16 protein-coding genes are annotated in these 17645 nt (G+C 69.6%); 9 read left to right on the top strand and 7 right to left on the bottom strand.

Annotated features, from left to right (window positions below):
- Window positions 1-19: 19 nt before the first annotated feature.
- Complete coding sequence (locus H566_RS0103050; protein ID WP_028310274.1) at window positions 20-1711, bottom strand: hypothetical protein; 1692 nt, start codon at window positions 1709-1711, stop codon at window positions 20-22.
- Between the two features lie 348 nt (window positions 1712-2059).
- Here H566_RS0103050 and H566_RS0103045 point away from each other — a divergent pair, with 348 nt between their 5' ends.
- Both H566_RS0103045 and H566_RS0103040 read left to right on the top strand, forming a co-directional pair.
- Window positions 2060-2944, top strand: a complete 885-nt coding sequence (locus H566_RS0103045) for a dienelactone hydrolase family protein (protein ID WP_028310273.1) — start codon at window positions 2060-2062, stop codon at window positions 2942-2944.
- 118 nt (window positions 2945-3062) lie between these two features.
- The gene (locus H566_RS0103040) at window positions 3063-3845 is read left to right on the top strand and encodes a ZIP family metal transporter (protein ID WP_034410348.1); all 783 of its coding nucleotides are present in this window, start codon (window positions 3063-3065) and stop codon (window positions 3843-3845) included.
- Between the two features lie 123 nt (window positions 3846-3968).
- Here the strand turns inward: H566_RS0103040 and H566_RS0103035 are convergent, their stop codons facing one another.
- Complete coding sequence (locus H566_RS0103035; RefSeq protein WP_028310271.1) at window positions 3969-5261, bottom strand: O-acetylhomoserine aminocarboxypropyltransferase/cysteine synthase family protein; 1293 nt, start codon at window positions 5259-5261, stop codon at window positions 3969-3971.
- A 318-nt stretch (window positions 5262-5579) separates the two neighbouring features.
- Between H566_RS0103035 and H566_RS0103030 the strand changes: the two genes are divergently transcribed.
- The 3 genes from H566_RS0103030 to H566_RS0103020 all read left to right on the top strand — a co-directional run bounded on the left by H566_RS0103030 (window position 5580) and on the right by H566_RS0103020 (window position 8976).
- Window positions 5580-6002, top strand: coding sequence for a globin family protein (locus H566_RS0103030; RefSeq protein WP_028310270.1), 423 nt, complete (start codon window positions 5580-5582; stop codon window positions 6000-6002).
- A 107-nt stretch (window positions 6003-6109) separates the two neighbouring features.
- Window positions 6110-7537, top strand: coding sequence for a metallophosphoesterase family protein (locus H566_RS0103025; protein WP_028310269.1), 1428 nt, complete (start codon window positions 6110-6112; stop codon window positions 7535-7537).
- Window positions 7538-7587: 50 nt separating this feature from the next.
- Window positions 7588-8976 carry a cytochrome-c peroxidase gene (locus tag H566_RS0103020; RefSeq protein ID WP_245591274.1) on the top strand — a complete coding sequence of 463 codons (1389 nt, stop codon included), beginning with the start codon at window positions 7588-7590 and terminating at the stop codon, window positions 8974-8976.
- Here the strand turns inward: H566_RS0103020 and H566_RS0103015 are convergent.
- The 3 genes from H566_RS0103015 to H566_RS0103005 form a co-directional block, all read right to left on the bottom strand.
- A complete protein-coding gene (locus H566_RS0103015) occupies window positions 8963-9832 on the bottom strand; it encodes a sulfurtransferase (protein WP_028310267.1) in 870 nt (289 codons plus the stop codon). The two genes, H566_RS0103020 and H566_RS0103015, sit on opposite strands and share 14 nt — an antisense overlap.
- A gap of 124 nt (window positions 9833-9956) precedes the next feature.
- A complete protein-coding gene (locus H566_RS22580; RefSeq protein ID WP_051377928.1) occupies window positions 9957-10886 on the bottom strand; it encodes a DMT family transporter in 930 nt (309 codons plus the stop codon).
- Window positions 10887-11001: 115 nt separating this feature from the next.
- Window positions 11002-12135 carry an aromatic ring-hydroxylating oxygenase subunit alpha gene (locus H566_RS0103005; RefSeq protein WP_028310266.1) on the bottom strand — a complete coding sequence of 378 codons (1134 nt, stop codon included), beginning with the start codon at window positions 12133-12135 and terminating at the stop codon, window positions 11002-11004.
- A gap of 378 nt (window positions 12136-12513) precedes the next feature.
- Between H566_RS0103005 and xseB the strand changes: the two genes are divergently transcribed.
- The 4 genes from xseB to folE2 all read left to right on the top strand — a co-directional run bounded on the left by xseB (window position 12514) and on the right by folE2 (window position 16789).
- Window positions 12514-12780: an exodeoxyribonuclease VII small subunit gene (gene xseB / locus H566_RS0103000; protein WP_028310265.1), complete on the top strand. Its 267-nt coding sequence runs from the start codon at window positions 12514-12516 to the stop codon at window positions 12778-12780.
- Window positions 12777-13667, top strand: coding sequence for a polyprenyl synthetase family protein (locus tag H566_RS0102995; protein WP_028310264.1), 891 nt, complete (start codon window positions 12777-12779; stop codon window positions 13665-13667). The genes xseB and H566_RS0102995 overlap by 4 nt, the downstream gene beginning before the upstream one ends.
- A 30-nt stretch (window positions 13668-13697) precedes the next feature.
- A complete protein-coding gene (gene dxs / locus H566_RS0102990; protein WP_028310263.1) occupies window positions 13698-15617 on the top strand; it encodes a 1-deoxy-D-xylulose-5-phosphate synthase in 1920 nt (639 codons plus the stop codon).
- A 350-nt stretch (window positions 15618-15967) separates the two neighbouring features.
- Window positions 15968-16789, top strand: coding sequence for a GTP cyclohydrolase FolE2 (gene folE2 / locus H566_RS0102985; RefSeq protein WP_034410346.1), 822 nt, complete (start codon window positions 15968-15970; stop codon window positions 16787-16789).
- On the opposite strand, the gene H566_RS0102980 is transcribed toward folE2, so the two are convergent.
- The gene (locus tag H566_RS0102980) at window positions 16764-17117 is read right to left on the bottom strand and encodes a hypothetical protein (RefSeq protein ID WP_028310261.1); all 354 of its coding nucleotides are present in this window, start codon (window positions 17115-17117) and stop codon (window positions 16764-16766) included. The genes folE2 and H566_RS0102980 overlap by 26 nt on opposite strands.
- 13 nt (window positions 17118-17130) lie before the next feature.
- A complete protein-coding gene (locus H566_RS0102975; RefSeq protein ID WP_028310260.1) occupies window positions 17131-17616 on the bottom strand; it encodes a YajQ family cyclic di-GMP-binding protein in 486 nt (161 codons plus the stop codon).
- Window positions 17617-17645: the final 29 nt, after the last annotated feature.

Genomic DNA, 17645 nt, shown 5'->3' with positions numbered 1-17645 from the left:
AAACCCTTGCAGCCCGCGATCACAGCGCCTTCATGAAGGCCACGAGATCGCTCTTCTCCTGGTCGGTCAGGCCGATGCTGAAGCGCTTGTTGTAGACCTCGACCAGCTTGCGCAGGTCGGGTGCCGAGCCGTCGCTGAAGTAGGGCGCGCGCGCCGCGAGGCCGCGCATCTGCGGCACGGTCTTGCGGCCGATGTCGGCGCACTTGCCGGTGATGAGGGCCATGCCCGGATCGTTGGTGCGGACGGTCGCGCCGCCATAGGGCGTGCTGAAGCCGGGCTTGCAACTCAGCTCGAACACCGGCAGGTCGCCCGCGAGCGCCGGGCCGCCGAACTGCGTCGCATGGCCGCCGATGCCGATGTCGCGCTGGGCGAAGGGCAGGGCGTCGCTGCCGACGCCCACCTGGTTGTGACAGGTCGAGCAGCTGCCCTGGACGGCGTTGCTGCCCACCACGTTGTTGAAGCCCGCCACGTTCGACAGCGTGAACTTGCGGCTGTTGAAGATGACCTCGCCGCGCGCGACGGCGGCGCGCGCCGACGCGATGCCGCCGACCGGCTTGCTCACGTTCCAGTTGCCGTACAGCGCGAAGGCCGTGCCGTCGGCGGGCAGCGCCGCGATCGGCTGCTGGCCGGCGAGCCACTTCGGGCCGCCGTTCACCGGCTTGGGTCCGGTGGCGGAGGTGAGGTCGAAGGCCGTCTTCGAGAAGATCTGCGCGCTCAGCACCTGACGCTCGTAGGCGACGATCTCGGCCACCTGAGCCTGCGTGGGCGCGGTCGTGGCCTGGGCATGGCCCATCGTCGCGTCGAAGGCCTGGCTTTCGAGCGTGGGCTCGCGGCCGTCCCACATGATGTTGCCGCTCTGGAACTTGCCGGTGAACGGATCGACCGCGAGCGGGTCGCCAGTCGCGAGGTCGATCGGCGGGAATCCCGAGGTGGGTGAATCGGCCAGCGTCGAGGTGGTGAACAGCAGGTTCGACGACATGCGCGGACGGCGGTACACCGACACGATCTGGCGCGTCGCGCCCGTCTGGGGATCGGTGCTGGTGGCGTAGGCCGGATCGGTATTGCAGCCGTAAGGGTCGCTCACGACCTTGACCGTGAATTCGACCGGATGCGGATTGCTGCCCGTGGTGGTGGCGGGTACCGGCAGGAAGACGCGGAACAGTCCCTTGTTGAGCAGCAGCGAATACGCCGCCTCGCGCGAGCGCAGCCCGCCGCCGAGCCGGCCGCCGAGCAGCGCGCGCGCGGTATCGGCGGTCGGCACGTTGCTCGGGCAGGTGGCGCCATCCACCGGCGCGAACAGCGGATCGCGGCCGGCACTGAGCCAGAAGCGGGTGCGGATGTGGTCGGTGCCGACCGTCATCGCATTGGCCGGCTGGTGGCAGGTGGCGCAGGTGCGGCCATTGCTGCCGAGCGACTGGAAGAAGGCGTTGCCCTTGGTGACGAGCGGACCGTCGATCTGCCAGTGGCCGAGCAGGCCGTCGTCGTTGATGAAGCTGTCGTACTGGGCGAGATAGCCCGGCGTGGACGCGAACAGCTGGCTGCCGCCGAGCGGCAGCGGCGCGCGCAGCGCCGACACATAGGTCGAGCCGAAATGGCGCGGCGCCTTGGGCGGGATCGGCAGTTGCACGCCATCGACATCGGCGGCGACGGCGGGCAGGGCGAGCGCGAGCGCGAATGCCGGCGCGGCCAGGCGGAGAAGACGGTTCGTCATGGATTCCGGTGCCTTCAGTATATCTAGGTGAAAGACTTAGAAACTTCTGGAAACGGAGTGTAGGGAAGCGGTAATCCGGACAGCCTCCGGCGCGACGAGAGGCGTAAGCAGCGCTGCGAGCGGACGACTGCGAGGACACTTCCGCGCGGCTGGCGGCCCCCGGCGACCGTTGGTCGCGGTGCCGCCCCGGACGGACGCGGCGAGTGGGTCAGGCTTGTCCGGCCCGCGTCGCGGCCGATCCTAGATCGATTCGTGGCGCGCGCTTGCGGCGTCCGGTCCGCGCGGCGGCGCCGATCCGGCGTCGTGCGATCCATGCCGTGCCATCCATCTTTCCGAGGAGACAGACCCATGCCCCATGCCGACGACAGCTGCGCCCTTGCGCCCACAGCCCCCGCCAGTCCCGACCGCCGCGACTTCATGCGCGGCGCGGTCGGCGTCGGCTTCGCGGCGGCGGTGCTGCCCACGCTCGCCCAGACCGCCATCCACACGCCGCCCGACGGCCTGGTGGCCGGCGAACTGCGCGTGAATGCCGGTGCCGACACCATTCCCGCCTACCGCGCCCGGCCCGCCGCCGGCGCCGGCTGGCCGGTGGTGCTGGTGGTGAGCGAGATCTTCGGCGTGCACGAGCACATCGCCGACCTGTGCCGCCGGCTCGCGCGCGCCGGCTACTACGCGATCGCGCCCGAGCTGTTCGTGCGCCAGGGCGACGCGAAGGCGGAGCAGGCCATCCCCGACCTCATCAGGAACGTGGTGGCGAAGAAATCCGACGCCGAGACGCTGGCCGATCTGGATGCGACGGTGGCCACCGCCGCGGCCGATGGCGGCGACACCGGCCGGCTGGCCATCACCGGCTTCTGCTGGGGCGGGCGCGTGGTGTGGATGTATGCCGCCCACAGCAAGCGGCTCAAGGCCGGCGTGGCCTGGTACGGCAAGCTGGTGGCCGGCTTCAATCCGGCGCTCCAGCCGCGCAATCCGGTGGACGTGGCCGCCAGGCTGAACGCGCCGGTGCTCGGCCTCTACGGCGGCAAGGACGACAGCATTCCGCTCGACGGCATCGAGCGCATGAAGGCCGAACTGGCCAAGGGCACGCCGGCCTCGCGCGGCAGCAGCTTCGTGGTCTATCCGCAGGCGGGCCATGCCTTCAACGCCGACTACCGGCCGAGCTATGTGGCCGACGCGGCCCAGGATGGCTGGAAGCGGATGCTCGACTGGTTCAAGGCCAACGGCGTGTGAGGCCGTCGGGCGTGCCGCCGCCGATGGCGGCGCGACGCGCGGCTCCGGTCCGCCGGACGGTCGCAGGCGCTCCACATCGCAAACGGCGCATCGATAGCCGGCGGCTACACTGCGCCGCGTGAATACCAGCCTCCTCCTCATCGTCGGCGCGATCGCGCTGTCGGCCGTGTTCAGCATCAGCGCGGCCGCCTTCCTCAGCTTCACGGTGCTCGCGCGCATGGTCCACCGCATGGTGGCCTTCTCGGTCGGCATCCTGCTGGGCGCGGCGCTGCTGCACATGCTCCCCGAAGCCTTCGAGCAGCACGGCGAGCCGCACACGCTGTTCGGCCTGCTGCTGGGCGGGGTGATCGGCTTCTTCGTGCTGGAGCGCTTCTCGGTGCTGCGCCATGACCATCATCACGAGGGCGACGAGCACGACCACCACCACGGCCACGACGCCGACCAGGCCGGACGCGGCGGCTGGCCCATCCTCATCGGCGATTCGATCCACAAGGCGGCCGACGGCATCGTGATCGCCGCCGCCTTCATGAGCGACTGGAAGCTCGGCGCGATCGCGGCCGGCTCGATCATCGCGCACGAGATTCCGCAGCAGATCGGCGACTTCATGGTGCTGCTCAACGCCGGCTTCAGCCGCGTGCGCGCCTATGCCTTCACGCTGCTGACGGGGCTGGCGGGCGTGGCGGGCGGGGTGATCGGCTGGGCGCTGTTCGGCAGCGTCACCAGCCTGATCCCTTATGCGCTCGTTGTGGCGAGCAGCAGCTTCATCTACATCGCGCTGAGCGACCTCATGCCCCAGCTCCAGCGCGAGGGCCGGCGCGACGAGAGCTTCGTGCAGCTCGCGCTCATCGGGCTGGGCGTGGCGATCATCTACGCGGTGTTTTCGGTGCTGCACGGGCACTGAGGCCAGCGCCGCTCACGCCGTCGGCGCCCGCTTCCCGGGCTTGACGGCATGTGCGTAGCAAGCGCCGCACACGCCGCCCCGCCTGCTGCGCAGGCATGACGGCATGTGCGATGCCCGCATCGCTCACGCCGCCGCGAGCGCCTGATCCAGGTCGGCGAGGATGTCGTCGATGTGCTCGATGCCGATCGACAGCCGCACCATGTCCTCGCTCACGCCGGCCCGCGCGAGTTCCTCGGGCGAGAGCTGGCGGTGGGTGGTCGAGGCCGGATGCGTCGCGAGCGACTTAGCGTCGCCGATGTTGACGAGCCGCGTCACGAGCTGGAGCGCGTCCTGGAAGCGCGCGCCGCCGTCGCGGCCGCCTTGCACGCCGAAGGTGAGCAGTCCCGACGCCCGGCCCGACAGGTACTTGCGCGCGAGCGCATGGTGCTTGTCGTCCTCCAGCCCGGCGTAGCTCACCCAGTTCACCTTCGGATGCGTGCGCAGGAACTGCGCGACCCGCGTCGCGTTGTCGCAGATGCGGTCCATGCGCAGCGCCAGCGTCTCGATGCCTTGCAGGATCAGGAAGGCGTTGAACGGCGACAGCGCCGCGCCGGTATTGCGCAGCGGCACCACGCGCGCCCGCGCGATGTAGGCCGCCGCGCCGAGCGCCTCGGTATAGACGACGCCGTGGTAGCTCACGTCGGGTTCGTTCAGGCGGCGGAAGCGCGCCTTGTGCTCGGCCCACGGGAACTTGCCCGAGTCCACGATGGCCCCGCCCAGGCTGTTGCCGTGGCCGCCGAGATACTTGGTGAGCGAGTGCACGACGATGTCGGCGCCATGCTCGAAGGGCCGGCAGAGGTAGGGCGTCGGCACGGTGTTGTCGACGATGAGCGGCACGCCATGCGCATGCGCCACCTCGGCGATCGCCTCGAAGTCGGTCACGTTGCCGAGCGGATTGCCGACCGACTCGACGAACACCGCCTTCGTGCGCTCGTCGATCAGCGCGGCGAACGAGGCCGGATCGCGCGGATCGGCGAAGCGCGTGGCGATGCCGTACTGCGGCAGCGTGTGCGCGAGCAGGTTGTAGGTGCCGCCGTACAGCGTGCTCGACGAGACGATGTTGTCGCCCGCCTCGGCGATGGTGAGGATCGAATAGGTGACGGCCGCCTGGCCCGAGGCCAGCGCCAGCGCGCCGATGCCGCCTTCCATCGCCGCGATGCGCTCCTCCAGCACGGCGTTGGTCGGATTCATGATCCGCGAGTAGATGTTGCCGGCCACCTTGAGGTCGAACAGGTCGGCGCCGTGCTGGGTGTCGTCGAAGGCGTAGGCGACGGTCTGGTAGATGGGCACGGCCACGGCGCGCGTGGTGGGGTCGGGGCGGTAGCCGCCATGGACGGCGAGGGTTTCGAGCTTCCAGTCGGGTTTCTTGTCGGTCATTGCCGGTCTCCACGTTGTCGGGTTCCGGGCGGGGCAGGACGCATGCCATGCCGCGCCGTACGGAACGAGCGCGGATTGCAGCAGATCGGCGCGCGGTCTGCCCGGTTTCCTGCACCGTGCCGAAGGGTTCGCAGCAGTCCGGTCCTGCCGGCTCGTCCCCCGGCGAGCGGCTCGGAGCGCGGTGCCTTGGAGAGACGCTGGTGCCGCGCTCGTCGCATGTGGGTGTGCGCTGGCACCGAAAGCGTGGTTCGCGCTCTCGCATCGCGGAGTGATTGGCGCGACACTCGCCTGCCACAACCACAAGCGCGCGAAACCCCCATGACACCCGAACAGATCGCACTCGTGCGAGCTTCCTGGCTGGAGCTCGCCCCTTATCAGGACGACATTGCCGGCCTGTTCTATCCCCGCCTGTTCGCGCTCGAACCCGAGCTGCGCCCGCTGTTCAAGGGCGACATCCCGCTCCAGGGCCGCAAGCTCGTCGCGATGCTCGCGACCGTGATCGACAAGCTCGACCGGCTCGACACCCTCATGCGCGACATCCAGTCGCTAGGCCGCATGCATGTGCATTGGGGCGTGAAGGACGAGCACTACGCCGCCGTCGGGCAGACCCTGCTCGAAACCCTCACGGACGTGCTCGGCGATGTCGATTTCCCGCCCGAGACGCGCAACGCCTGGGCCACGGCCTACCACGCGCTGGCGGACACGATGCGCGCGGCCGCGGCCGGCGCGAAGGCGGCCTGAGGCGCGCGACATCTGGCCTTGCAAGCGCTTGCGGCGTGCCGGAGTTCACTCCGCCGTCATGAGCGCTGCCTAGCCTCGCGGGCTTTTCCTGCCCACGAGAAGAAACGATGTCGCAACCCCTGCGCAACATGAGCCTGCTTGCCGCTGCCGTCTGCGGTGCCTTCGCGGTCGCCGCCTGCAACAGCGACGACCCTGCCACCGACGCCGCCATCACCGATGCCTATGTGAAGGCCGCGTGGGTCGAGATGGGGCCCGACAACGCCATCCTCGTGCGCGCCGCCAGCTCGCATCCCTCGCAATGCCCGCTGGTCGAGATCGACGGTCAGGGCAGGCGCATGAGCCTGCGCGCCGCCGCCGGCACGCCGGCGCAGCGCACCACCGCCAGTCCGGCGGAGGATGCGAAGGCCTCGGTCTTCCCGGTGTCGTCGTGCGAGATCACCGCGCCGGCCGGCACCACGCGCCTGAGCATCGGCGGCCATGCGCTGCCCGTGCCCAAGGCCAATCCGCAGCGCGTCGTGATCCTGGCCGACACCGGCTGCCGCATGAAGAAGGCCGACAACGCCTGGCAGGCCTGCTCCGACGCCAGCGCCTGGCCCTTCGAGACCATCGCCAAGGCGGCGGCCGCGCTCAAACCCGACCTCGTGCTGCACATCGGCGACTACCACTACCGCGAGAACGCCTGCCCGCCCGACGTGGCCGGCTGCCAGGGCAGCCCCTGGGGCTATGGCTGGGATACCTGGGAAGCCGACCTGTTCAAGCCCGCCGCGAAGCTGCTGGCCGCCGCCCCGTGGGTGATGGTGCGCGGCAACCACGAGGAATGCGCGCGCGGCGGTCAGGGCTGGCAGCGCTTCCTGGACACGAGCGCCTTCAGCGCCGCCCGCAGCTGCGACGATCCGGCCAACGACGGCATCGCCAACTACACCGACCCCTACGCCGTCTCGATCGGCGGCGACACGCAGGTCATCGTTTTCGACAGCGCCAAGACCGGCAAGACCGCGCTCAGGAGCACCGACGCCCAGTTCATCACCTATCAGGCGCAGTTCCGCAAGGCCGCCGATCTGGCCGCCAGGCCCGGCGTGAACAGCCTCTGGGCCAACCACCATCCGATCCTCGCCTTCGCGCCGATCGCGGGCGCGGCGCCGGCCGGCGGCAATGCCGCGCTGCTGTCGGTGGGCGACGCGACCTATCCGACGGCCTACTACCCGGCGGGCATCAAGCTGGCCATCCACGGCCATGTGCACGACTTCCAGGCCATCAACTTCAGCAGCAACCATCCGGCGGCGATCGTCAGCGGCAACGGTGGCGACAACCTCGACGTGAATCTGCCCGACCCGTTCCCGGCCAACACCAATCCGGCGCCGGGCGCAGTGGTGGACGCGATCTCGCACACGTCCACCTTCGGCTTCCTCGTCATGGACCGCAGCGGCAGCAACTGGGTCTACAAGGCGATGACCAAGGACGGCAAGCTGCTCGCGACCTGCACCCAGAGCGGCCAGCGGCTGCTCTGCGACAAGACGGGCTATCTGGCGCCGTGAGGCTCGCGCCGCGCATGACGCGCCTGCCAGGGGCGGCGCGCGGCGGCGCCGTGACTGCCCCGCTGGCGCGCGTGAGCCGTTGGCTGGCGTCGATCACAGTGGCGTGGCTGGCCTCGGCCGGGATGATCGGCGCCAGCGCGGCCGACGCCGGACGCGCAACCGGCCCGGCCGCGCTGCCCGCCGGCGCCGTCGTGCTCGACCACGTCGGCGCGACGCCCCGGCTCGCCGCGATCGTCAGTCCGGTGCGCGAGTTCCGGCCCGATCCGGCGCTGGCTGCGCTCGGGCGGCGGATGTTCTTCGACAGCGGGCTGTCGCGGCCGGCGGGCACGTCCTGCGCGGCCTGCCACGATCCGGCGCGCGGCTGGGGCGGCGGTCGCACCGGGCCGGCCGGCGTGCCGCTCGGCAGCCGCCCCGGGCATGCGAGCGGGCGCGTGGCGCCGTCGCTGGCCTATGCGCGCTATGTGCCGCCGCTCCATTTCTATCAGGACGACGACGCGCTCGCGCCGGCGCCCTTCGGCGGGCTGACGGCCGACGGCCGCGCCGACGCGCTCGCGCGCCAGGCTGCGCTGCCGCTGCTCAACCCCGACGAGATGAACCACCGCGACGGCCGCGACGTGGCGGCGGCGCTGGCGCGCGCGCCCTACGCAGGCGAGCTGGCGGCGCGCTTTGGCCCGGCCGCGCTGCGGGATGGCAAGGCGGCGCTCGACGCAGCGGGCGCGGCGCTCGAAGCCTTCCTGCAATCGGACGAGCTGGCGCCGTTCAGCTCGCGCTACGACGAGCATGTGCGCGGGCGCGCCACGCTCACGGCGCAGGAGCTGCGCGGACTCGCGCTGTTCCGCGATCCGGACAAGGGCAATTGCGCGTCCTGCCACCAGTTCAGCCACAGCTCGACCAATCCGGCGCGCTCGCTGTTCACCGACTTCGGCTATGACGCGATCGGCGTGCCGCGCAATCGGGCGCTGGCGGGCAAGGGCCACGACCTCGGCCTGTGCGTCACGGCCCGGCAGCGCGGCTGGCCCGAGCCGCAGGCCTGGTGCGGCTGGTTCCGCACGCCTTCGCTGCGCAATGTCGCGCTGCGCGAGCGTTTCATGCACAACGGCGTGTTCGATGATCTGCGCGAGGTGCTGCGCTTCTACGCCACGCGGGCAACGGCGCCGCAGGACTGGTATCCGTACCGGGTGGCGGACCGCGTGGCGACACCGGCGGCGCATGCGGCGACTGCCGTGCGTGCCGGCGCCAAGGAGGGCGGCGCGGGCGTGACGGGCGTCGCGCCCTTCGACGATCTGCCGCCCGCCCTGCGCGGCAATGTCAACGTGAACTCGGTGCCCTACAACCGCCGGCCCGGCAGCGCCCCGGCGCTGGACGATGCCGACATCGACGCGCTGCTCGCCTTCCTGCGCACGCTGTCTGACCGGCCTAGCGGCCTCACTCGCCCGTGACCACCGGCCGCGCGCCGTCCTCGATCCATTCGCTCCAGCTGCCCGCGTAGAGCACGCCGCTCGCGATGCCCGCATGGCGCGCGGCGAGCAGGTTGTGGCAGGCGGTCACGCCCGAGCCGCACTGGTGGATGACCGGCTTGCCGCCCGCCAGTGCCTCGAAGCGCTCGCGCAGCGCGGCGGCCGGCCTGAAGCGGCCGTCGGCATCGAGGTTGTCCTTGAAGAAGCCGTTGCGCGCGCCGGGGATGTGGCCGGCGACCGGGTCGGTCTTCTCGTTCTCGCCGCGAAAGCGGTCGGGCGCGCGCGCGTCGAGCACGGTGCAGGCGGCGCTGTCGATGTTGGCGAGCACGGCCTGGGCGTCCACCAGTTGTTCGAGCGCCGGGCGCAGCGTGAAGGGCGCGGGCGGGCGCTTGACGACGGTCTTCTCGACCAGGTGGTCGGCGTCGGGGCGCGTCGCGGCATAGGCCTGCCAGGCCGCGAAACCGCCGTCGAGCACGGCGACGTTCTCGTGGCCGCACCAGCGCAGCATCCACCACAGTCGCCCGGCGAACATCGCGCCCATCGTGTCGTAGACGACCACCTGGGTCGCGTCGCCGATGCCGAGGGCGGCGAAGCGGCGCGCGGCCTCCTCGCGCGAGGGCAGGGGATGGCGCCCGCCGTTGATCGCGGCTTCGCCCTTGCCCGAGAGCACAGTGTCGAGGTGGGCGTAGACGGCGCCCCGGATGTGGCCGCTGGCGGCGTAGTCGGCCTCGCCCCAGGCGGGATTGGCGAGGTCGAAGCGGGTGTCGATGACGAGCCAGTCGGCATCGTCGAGATGCGCCGCGAGCGTGGCGGCGTCGATCAGCGTGGTGTGGGGCATCGCGGTCTCCGGAAGCGCGGGCGGAAAGCCGCGATGATCGCCCATCGCCGACGGGCGGTCGGTGGTGATGGGCGGCGGTGGCAGGCTGGCGTCCTCCGCCGCGCGGCGGCGATCCGGCTCGACGTCAGCCTCGCCGGCCAGCATCCACCTCCTCCGGCGCCAGCCCCGCATCCGGATCGGCGTCGGCGCCGCTCGCCTGCGCCGTCAGCAGCGTCGACCACGCCCCCGCGCCCGCGATCAGTGCGATGCCGAGCCAAGCCACCGGCGGCGTCAACTCGTCCCAGAACCACCAGCCCCACACGCTGCCGAACACGATCGTCGAATAGCCGAGCGTCGCCGCCAGCAGCGTCTTGCCGCGCCCGTAGGCGTGGGTGAGCGCGATCTGCGCCACCACCGCCAGCAGGCCCACCGCGAGCAGATAGCCGAGATGGCGCCCGTCGGGCCAGCGCGCGCCGAAGGCCAGCATGCCGCCCGCGCCCGCCGCGATCCCGCTCAACGAGAAGTAGAAGACCGTGCGCGTCGGCGGCTCGCCCAGCCGGCCGAGGTACTTGAGCGACAGCAGCGCCCAGGCGCTCAGCAGTCCGCTCAGCAGGCCGGCACCGGCCCACAGCCACTGGTCGGCGCCGAGCGTCGGCCGCAGCACGCAGACGATGCCGGCAAAGCCGATCGCCAGCGCCGCCAGCATCCGCCGGCCGGGCCCTTTCGCGCCCGAGCGCAGCGCGCCACCCACCAGCAGCACCGCGATGAAGAGCGATGAGGTGTAGTTGAGCGTCAGCGCCGTCGGCAGCGGCAGGAAGGCCGTGGTCGAGAACCACAGCAGCACCGCCGTCGTGCCCGACACGTTGCGCGACAGATGGCCGCGCCAGTGCGGCGTGGCCGCCAGCGCGCGCAGGCCGCCGGCGCGGCGCAGCGCCATCGGCAGCAGCACCAGCAGGCCAATGGCGTTGCGCCAGAACAGGATTTCCCAGGGGCTGTGCTGGTCGATCGCCAGCTTCACGAAGGCCGCGACGAGCGAGAACAGCAGCGCCGCGAACAGCATCCAGAGCGATTGCATGCGGACTGCCGGTCGAAGGCCGGCGCACCCATGACGCGCCGGCCGTGGAAATGAAAACGCCGCCCGGGCGGGCGGCGTGAAGGCGGAAGCGCCACCGCGAGGGCGGCGCCAAACCTCAGATGGAATGCCGGCCGAGTTCGCGGCGCAGGTACTCGTGGAAGTGCTGCATGCCGTCCTCGAAGGGCGACTGGTAGGGGCCGACCTCGTTCACGCCGCGGTTGAGCAGGGCGCGACGGCCGCGGTCCATGCGCTCGGCGATCTCGTCATCCTCGATTGCCGTTTCCATGTAGGCCGCGCGCTGCGCCTCGACGAACTCGCGCTCGAAGCAGGTGATTTCCTCCGGGTAATAGAACTCGACGATGTTCATCGTCTTGCCCATGCCCATCGGATGCAGCGTCGAGACCGTCAGCACGCCGGGGTACCACTCCAGCATGATGTTCGGATAGATCGTCATCCACACCGCGCCGAACTCCGGCAGCGAATTGCCGTTGTCGAAGTACTTGCGGCATTGCGCATGCCATTGCTCATAGGTGCTCGACCCGGCCTTGCCGAGCGAATCGAGCAGGCCCACGGTCTGCACCGAGAAGTGCTTGCCGAACTCCCACGCCAGATTGCCGCAGTTCACGAACTTGCCCAGACCGGGGTGGAAGGGCACGACGTGGTAGTCCTCCAGATAGACCTCGATGAAGGTCTTCCAGTTGTAGTTGCACTCGTGCATCTCGACATGGTCGAGCTGGTAGCCGGTGAAGTCGAAGTACTTGGCGAACTTGGACGTTTCCAGCTCCGAGACGATCTCGCGGGCCATCTGCGAGCCGGTGTCCTCGAACAGCAGCCCGTTCCACTCGATCGTGGGCGTGCGCTTGAGGTGCAGGCAGGGGTTCTCGGCGAAGTGAGGCGCGCCGACGAGATTGCCGCGCAGGTCGTAGGTCCAGCGGTGCAGCGGGCAGACGATGCTCTTGCCGCCCGTGTTGCCTCGGCCTTCGAGCATGATGGCCTGGCGGTGACGGCAGACGTTGCTGATCAGCTCGATGCCGTGGTCGTTGTGGACCAGCGCGCGGCCGTGATCTTCCTGCGGCAGCGCGTAGTAATCGCCGGTTTCCGGAACCATGAGGCGGGTGCCCACATAGCGCGCGGCCGGCGCGAACAGCTGGTGAAGCTCTTGCTGGTACAGCTTTTCGTCGAAGTACCAGGTGACGGGGAGTTGGCTAACGGGACGCGCGAGCGCCGCTTGATTGCCAATGTCTGACATGACCCCAACCCTTCTGAAAGAGAATTGAAGACACCCAAACGACTCCGGCGCATTGCGCGTCGGAGAGGGAGTCGAAAAACCGGAAAGCTGATGCATCTTCTGCATCACTTTCCAACCTTCGCCCCCGTAACTGCATGATCCGGAAGGGAATTCCGCATCCGGAATCCGTGCAACCAAACAGGGCAATCGAACAGGCCGCTATTGCCTTGGCCAATTCGAGGAGGGGCGGAGTCTAGCAAAGTCCCCGCGCCCCGAATTGTCTTCATTCAAGAAATTGCCGCGCGACCGATGTACGGCGATCCTGCCGGCTGAAAGGGTGAGGCCGGGAATCCGCCCCTGCCGCGCTTAAAATGCCGACCCCCGCCTTCGAGAACCTCCATGCCCGCAGCCTCGGCCAAGTCCGCCGCAACCACCGCTTCCCCCAGTTTCGAGACCGCGCTCGCCGAGCTTGAGCAGCTGGTCGAGACGATGGAATCGCAGCAACTGCCGCTCGATGCGTCGGTCGCGGCCTACAGGCGAGGCGCCGAACTGGTGCGCGTGTGCCAGGCCCAGCTTGCGGCGGCACGACAACAGCTGGAGACGATCGACCTCGACGATCCGCTCGGCGCCACGCGCCCGCTCGACCTCGGCGGAGACGAGGCATGAGCGGCACGACGAGTTTCGAGGCCTGGATCGCCGACATCGCCGCGCGCACCGAGGCCGCCCTCGACGCTGCGCTGCCGCTCGCCGACGAGGCGCCCGCCGAGCTGCACCGCGCGATGCGCCACGGCGTGCTCGATGGCGGCAAGCGCGTGCGGCCGCTGCTCGTGCATGCGGCCGGCCTGGCCTTCGGCGCGCCTGCCGATGTAATCACCGCCGCCGCCGTCGCGGTCGAGCTGATCCACGACTACTCGCTCGTGCATGACGACATGCCCGAGATGGACAACGACCTGCTCCGGCGCGGCAAGCCGACGGTGCACGCGGCCTTTGGCCAGGCCAATGCACTGCTGGTCGGCGACGCGCTGCAAAGCCTCGCCTTCGAGGTGCTGGCCGACGTGGCCTCGCCCAATGCCGCGCGGCTGTGCGCGCTGCTGGCGCGGGCCTCGGGCTCGCGTGGCATGGCGGGTGGGCAGGCGATCGACCTCGCGAGCGTGGGCATCAGGCTGACGCGCGCCGAGCTGGAGACCATGCACCGCCTCAAGACCGGCGCCCTGCTGCGCGCCAGCGTGATGCTCGGCGCCGAGGCGGCCGAGCCCGTGCCGGACGAGGCCGCGCTCGAAGCCCTTGATGCCTACGCCGCCGCCGTCGGCCTCGCCTTCCAGGTGGTGGACGACGTACTCGACGCCGAAGCCGACACCGCCACCCTCGGCAAGACCGCCGGCAAGGACGCCGCCGCCGACAAGCCAACTTATGTCTCGCTGCTGGGTCTGAGCGAGGCGAAGCTGCTGGCAGAGCGCTTGCGTGAGGATGCCCACGCCGCGCTCGCCCGACTCGACGGCGATACCCAGCGCCTCGCCCAGATTGCCGACTACATCGTCCGCCGCTCGTACTGAGCACGGCGCCGACCCGGGACTCCCAACGTCATGTCCGACCCGAAGCACACGCTCCTCTCGACCATCGACTCGCCGGCCGACCTGCGTCGCCTGCCGCGCGAGCGCCTGCCGCAACTGGCCGACGAACTGCGCGAGCATGTGCTGCATTCGGTGTCGCGCACCGGCGGCCATCTGTCGTCCAACCTCGGCACGGTCGAGCTGACGATCGCGCTGCATTACGCCTTCGACACGCCGGACGACCGCATCATCTGGGACGTCGGCCATCAGAGCTATCCGCACAAGATCCTCACCGGCCGGCGCGACGCGATGGGCGGCCTGCGCCAGTACGGCGGCATCTCGGGCTTTCCGCGTCGCTGCGAGAGCGAGTACGACACCTTCGGCACCGCGCACAGCAGCACCTCGATCAGCGCCGCCGTCGGCATGGCGGTCGCCTCGCGTAACCAGGGCCACGGCAAGCGCCAGCACATCGCCGTCATCGGCGACGGCTCGATGTCGGCCGGCATGGCCTTCGAGGCGCTGAACAACGCCGGCGTCATGCGCGACTGCAACGTCATCGTCATCCTCAACGACAACGAGATGTCGATCTCGCCGCCGGTGGGCGCGCTGCACCGCCACCTCACCAAGCTGATGAGCGGCAACTTCTACGCGGCCGCGCGCCGCGTGGGGCAGAAGATCCTCGATCCGGTGCCGCCGCTGCGCGAGTTCGCGCGCAAGTTCGAGGAGCACACCAAGGGCATGCTCGGGCCGGGCACCATCTTTGAGGAGTTCGGCTTCAACTACCTCGGGCCGATCGACGGCCACGATCTCGACACGCTGGTGAGCACGCTCACCAACCTGCGCCATCGCGGCGGCCCGCAGTTTTTGCATGTGGTGACGCGCAAGGGCGCCGGCTACAAGCTCGCCGAGGCCGACCCGATCCTGTACCACGGCCCCGGCAAGTTCGACCCGGTGCGCGGCATCGTCAAGACCGCGGTGCCGACCAAGCCGACCTACACCAGCGTGTTCAGCGACTGGATCTGCGACATGGCCGCCAAGGATTCGCGCCTCATGGCGATCACGCCGGCGATGCGCGAAGGCTCGGGCCTCGTGAAGTTCGAGCAGCAGTTCCCGACCCGCTACTTCGACGTCGGCATCGCCGAGCAGCATGCCGTCACCTTCGCCGCCGGCATCGCCTGCGAGGGCGCCAAGCCGGTGGTGGCGATCTACTCGACCTTCCTCCAGCGCGCCTACGACCAGCTCATCCATGACGTCGCGCTGCAGAACCTCGACGTCACCTTTGCGATCGACCGCGCCGGCCTTGTCGGCGCCGACGGCGCGACCCATGCCGGCAACTACGACTACGCCTTCCTGCGCTGCATCCCGAACATGGTGGTGATGGCGCCGGCCGACGAAGCCGAATGCCGCCGCATGCTCACCACGGCCTACGAATACGCCGGCCCGGCGGCGGTGCGCTATCCGCGCGGCTCCGGCCCCGGTGTGGCGACCGAGCGCGTGCTCGACACGCTGCCGCTCGGCAAGGGCGAGATCCGCCGACAGTCGGGCGCGGCGGCGGGCGGGCGCGTGGCCATCCTCGCCTTCGGCTCGATGGTCGCGCCCGCGCTCGCGGCCGCCGAGCAGCTCGACGCGACGGTCGCCAACATGCGCTTCGTCAAGCCGCTCGACGCCGACCTGGTGCGCGAACTGGCTGCTTCGCACGACGCGATCGTGACGGTGGAAGAGGGCGCGATCATGGGCGGCGCCGGCAGCGCCGTGACCGAGGCGCTCGCTGCCCACGGCATCGTGCTGCCCGTGCTCCAGCTCGGCCTGCCCGACCGCTTCGTCGACCACGGCGAGCAGGGCGTGCTGCTCGCCGAATGCGGGCTGGATGCCGCCGGCATTGCGCGCTCGGTGCGCGAGCGCTTCGGCGGGCGGGTGCGACTGGCGGCGGTGGCAGGATCAGCGTCGGCCTGAGACAGGTCGCGCGGGTCGGAGGCGCCAGACTGGCGGCGATGGCAAGAAGCCGTATTGCGGCAGTGATGCGTCGGAGCCGCCGGCCGTCCAGCAACTCACAGGGCGGGGGGCGCCGACGCATCGTTGGCCGAGCCGTCACCCGGGTTCCACGTGCCGAATGGCCCCGGCCCATGCCGGGTTGAATCACTTCGGAACAGCCCGATCTGCGCCACACGCAGCAACAATGTTCCGCTCTGGCGCATACCCGTATGCAAACCGCGACGTAAGGCGCCGGTCAGACCCTCGGACACTTGACGGCATAATCCCCGCTTGGTCCGCGCCCGACGTCCCGGGCAGCAGGAGAAAACTCAATGAACACGCGCGACTCCTTTGCCGCGATTTCCCAGAGCATCGTGATCCCCGACGTCCAGGCCAGTCACGACGCGCGCCGCGTGCCGATCCAGAAGGTCGGCATCAAGGGTGTGCGTTATCCCATCCTCGTCGCCACGCCGTCGGGCGACCAGCCTTCGGTGGCCGAATTCGCGATGAACGTCGCGCTGCCGGCCGAGCAGAAGGGCACGCACATGTCGCGCTTCGTCGCGCTGCTCGAAGAGCATCGCGGCGGCTGGTCGGCCGAGACGCTGCCCGCCATCCTTGACACGATGCTCGCCAAGCTCGAAGCCGAGACCGGCGAGATCTCGCTCACCTTCCCCTACTTCATCCGCAAGACCGCGCCGGTCTCGGGCGTAACGAGCCTGCTCGATTACGTCGTGACCCTGCGCGGCGAGCGCAAGGCCGGCGTGACGAGCACCTGGGTGAAGATGGTCGCGCCAGTCACCAGCCTCTGCCCCTGCTCGAAGGAGATCTCCGAGTACGGCGCGCACAACCAGCGTTCGCACGTGACGATCGACGTCGAGCTGGTCAGGCCCTTCGCGCTCGATGACATCGCTCGCGTGGCCGAAGACTCGGCCTCGGCCGAGCTTTACGGCCTGCTCAAGCGCGTGGATGAAAAGCACGTGACCGAGAATGCCTACGACAATCCCAAGTTCGTCGAGGACCTGATCCGGGACGTGGTCAGCCGTCTGCAACAGGACGAGCGCGTCGGTGAATTCACGGTGGAAGTGGAGAACTTCGAGTCGATCCACAACCACTCGGCCTACGCCCAGATCAGCGGTCGCGGCGCGGCGGTCTGAATTCGAGCGCCGGCAACGCGTCCGGCAGCGCCTTCGCGTCGATCAGGCGCAGGCGCGCGAGTTCGAGATGCATGGTCTGGAGGAAGGCGATGTCTTCCATCACTGGCCGCGCGATCGGCGGTGTGCCGGGCTCCACATCGTAGATGTGGCGCTCGAACCAGCGCGCCATCTCGGGATGACCCCAGAGCAGCGCGATCTCCTTGGCGAGCTTCGGCTGCATCAGCTCCAGCGCCGAGAGCGGCGTCTTGTCGAGCAGTTCGCGCAGCAGCACCGTGCGGACGCCGCCACGCCGCGACTTCCGGCCGTCGTGCTGACGATAAGGCGCCACGACGCGTCGCGCGTCAGTCGCGGAAGTTGTTGAACGCCAGCGGCTGCTCGGTGATGTCCTTGCGCAGCAGCGCGATCGCCGCCTGCAGGTCGTCGCGCTTGGCGCCGGTCACGCGCACCGTGTCGCCCTGGATGCTGGCCTGCACCTTGAGCTTGCTGTCCTTGATGTGCTTGACGATTTTCTTCGCCAAGTCGCTCTCGATGCCCTGCTTGATCTTGATGACCTGCTTGACCTTGTCGCCTGAGATCTTCTCGAGCTTGCCGAGGTCCAGAAAGCGCACATCGACGTTGCGCTTGGCCAGCTTGCCCGTGAGTACCGTGCGGACCTGTTCGAGCTGGAAGTCGCTGTCGGCCCAGGCCGTCAGCTCCTTGTCCTTGTGCTCGACGTTGGCGCTGGAGCCCTTGAAGTCGAAGCGGGTGCCGATTTCCTTGTTGGTCTGGTCGAGTGCGTTGCGCAGTTCGACCATGTCGGCTTCGGAAACGATGTCGAACGAAGGCATGGTGATGTGTGCTTGTGAGTCGTGGGAGG

Origin of the sequence: Derxia gummosa DSM 723 (assembly GCF_000482785.1) — a bacterium.
GTDB classification, from domain to species: domain Bacteria; phylum Pseudomonadota; class Gammaproteobacteria; order Burkholderiales; family Burkholderiaceae_E; genus Derxia; species Derxia gummosa.
This window is presented reverse-complemented; position numbering and strand designations above follow the sequence as displayed.

Bases quoted from the DNA above. Each gene is read 5' to 3' on its own strand.
- dxs (WP_028310263.1), top strand. From the start codon at position 13,698: ATGTCCGACCCGAAGCACACGCTCCTCTCGACCATCGACTCGCCGGCC.
- H566_RS0103050 (WP_028310274.1), bottom strand. From the start codon at position 1,711: ATGACGAACCGTCTTCTCCGCCTGGCCGCGCCGGCATTCGCGCTCGCG.
- H566_RS0102975 (WP_028310260.1), bottom strand. From the start codon at position 17,616: ATGCCTTCGTTCGACATCGTTTCCGAAGCCGACATGGTCGAACTGCGC.
- H566_RS0103025 (WP_028310269.1), top strand. From the start codon at position 6,110: ATGTCGCAACCCCTGCGCAACATGAGCCTGCTTGCCGCTGCCGTCTGC.
- folE2 (WP_034410346.1), top strand. From the start codon at position 15,968: ATGAACACGCGCGACTCCTTTGCCGCGATTTCCCAGAGCATCGTGATC.
- H566_RS0103015 (WP_028310267.1), bottom strand. From the start codon at position 9,832: ATGCCCCACACCACGCTGATCGACGCCGCCACGCTCGCGGCGCATCTC.
- xseB (WP_028310265.1), top strand. From the start codon at position 12,514: ATGCCCGCAGCCTCGGCCAAGTCCGCCGCAACCACCGCTTCCCCCAGT.
- H566_RS0103030 (WP_028310270.1), top strand. From the start codon at position 5,580: ATGACACCCGAACAGATCGCACTCGTGCGAGCTTCCTGGCTGGAGCTC.
- H566_RS0103035 (WP_028310271.1), bottom strand. From the start codon at position 5,261: ATGACCGACAAGAAACCCGACTGGAAGCTCGAAACCCTCGCCGTCCAT.
- H566_RS0103045 (WP_028310273.1), top strand. From the start codon at position 2,060: ATGCCCCATGCCGACGACAGCTGCGCCCTTGCGCCCACAGCCCCCGCC.
- H566_RS0103005 (WP_028310266.1), bottom strand. From the start codon at position 12,135: ATGTCAGACATTGGCAATCAAGCGGCGCTCGCGCGTCCCGTTAGCCAA.
- H566_RS22580 (WP_051377928.1), bottom strand. From the start codon at position 10,886: ATGCAATCGCTCTGGATGCTGTTCGCGGCGCTGCTGTTCTCGCTCGTC.
- H566_RS0102995 (WP_028310264.1), top strand. From the start codon at position 12,777: ATGAGCGGCACGACGAGTTTCGAGGCCTGGATCGCCGACATCGCCGCG.